Source organism: Rahnella perminowiae, from assembly GCF_019049755.1.
Taxonomy (GTDB): domain Bacteria; phylum Pseudomonadota; class Gammaproteobacteria; order Enterobacterales; family Enterobacteriaceae; genus Rahnella; species Rahnella perminowiae.
The window spans coordinates 1-1,834 of sequence record NZ_JAFMOS010000207.1; the positions used below are offsets into that span (position 1 = coordinate 1).

Annotated in this window: 2 protein-coding genes; both read right to left on the reverse strand. The window is 46.4% G+C overall.

Annotated elements, in window-relative coordinates; all coding sequences use genetic code 11:
• The coding region (locus J1785_RS01325) for an arsenate reductase/protein-tyrosine-phosphatase family protein (RefSeq protein WP_217218636.1) at positions 1-365 on the reverse strand (365 nt) is incomplete at its 3' end.
• A gap of 9 nt (positions 366-374) precedes the next feature.
• A complete protein-coding gene (locus tag J1785_RS01330; protein WP_217218637.1) occupies positions 375-1,505 on the reverse strand; it encodes a polysaccharide export protein in 1,131 nt (376 codons plus the stop codon).
• Positions 1,506-1,834: the final 329 nt, after the last annotated feature.

A 1,834-nucleotide genomic window follows, 5' to 3' on the forward strand; every position in this document is an offset into this window, starting at 1 on the left:
GTTATATCTCCTCCATACGGGTCAGGAATATCTTTGCGCTGATTCCAATGCCCCAGCAGCATGATTTTCCCTCTGATTTCGGGTAAATAATGCGTAATAATATTGATATGCCTCTTTTCCATCACCAGAATAAGATCAAACGTCCGCCCCATTTCACGCGTAAACTGCCTTGCCTTATGATTTTCCAGTGATATCCCGTGACGGCAGGCCACCGTCTTTGCCATCGGATCAGCGCCTTTTCCCTTCAGTGCAAACAGACCGGCCGATTGTATATTTTTTTCAGGCAGCCATTGTTTCAGCAAAGCTTCAGCTATCGGTGAGCGGCATATATTACCTACGCACACTATCAGGACAGAATTAAACATTCCCTTTCCTTACCAGTTCCGAATATAGCGGGCTGATTCCGTCAGGTCATGAACCCCGGTAATAGTTGGCAATAGTTGTCCGATAATACGATTCCATTTTGTTACCGGAGCCGTCGTCACATACACAATATCGTAAGGCTGAAGCTGGAACTCTGTTGCCAGCACCAGTGCCGCCGCATCGCTTGCATTCAGCTGGTAAATATTCGCGATCCTGTTTTTAGCCTCCCCTTTCAGGGGGCGGATGACGAAAATCCCCGTGGCATCTGACGTCAGCGGGTCAACACCATGGGCATCCGACAGAGCTTCAGTCAGAGTCATACCACTACGATCCATGCGTAATGTCATTTGCTTGTTCACTTCACCCATCACAAACACTTTCAGCTCGTCATTTCTTGGGATATAGAGAATATCTCCCGGCTCGAGTAAACGGTTTTGCCGCATATCTCCGTTCTTCATTAGGGCCTGCAAAGAAATGAGGGACTTCTCACCGTTATGCGATAATACGATATTATTCCAGTCGGCATTTTCACCTAATCCCCCCGCCTGGTTAATTGCATCCATTATGGTCAGGGGAACGTTGGTGACCGGTAGCTGTCCGGATTTTACCACCTCACCGGTGACATAGACTTTTTGCGAGCGGAACGTCGCGACATTGACATCAACCTGCGGTGATTGAATATATTGGGTGAGCCGGGCAGTAATATTGCTACGAATTTCGGAGGTAGTTTTGCCGGCAACGTTAACCATGCCTATGTAAGGATAGAATATGGCCCCCTCGGCATTTACCCAGTTTCCGGCCTCTCCGGCACTCCTATACTGACCGGCGGGTGTGGTAAGTTCAGGATGATCCCATACGGTAATGGTTAATATATCGCCGATGCCGACATGGTACTGGTAGTTTTTAAGACGTGAATCCAGGTCGCTATTCACTGTTGCAACGGCGGGACGCCGGATGAGAGATTCAACCAGTTTAGGCGTAATAGGGTAAACATCAACCAGGGCGCTAATATCTTCAGAAGGAACTTTTTCGTTCACGACATTTTTACCCGAGGTATTCAGACCGATACCTGGCGATAACGTACATCCACACAGCGATGTGAAAAATATGACGAGTGGAACAGAGAAGAGCTTAACTTTCATAACGTTTTAACCGTTTATTTTTATCGGGGCAGCTTTCTTTCTGGTATTTTTATCCCTGCCCGCCGGGGAATTAAGGAAGATGTTTTTATGAGGTTCTTAAGTAAGAGTAAGTTTAGCCAGTGAGGATGGCTTTCCCACGCTACCGCCCATGGATGTTATGGTATCCATAGCGTAATAATATGATAATGAGTCAACCACCGAAAACAGGCTGTGAAATAGCCTCTGCCTATGTCATGCAGAAATTAAATATCGCTGAGAATCAGTGCGGGGTATCACGATCAATAATAAATAACAACAAATCCAGGAATGCCAAATATAGAGACATACAT

Bases quoted from the DNA above. Each gene is read 5' to 3' on its own strand.
- J1785_RS01330 (WP_217218637.1), bottom strand. From the start codon at position 1,505: ATGAAAGTTAAGCTCTTCTCTGTTCCACTCGTCATATTTTTCACATCG.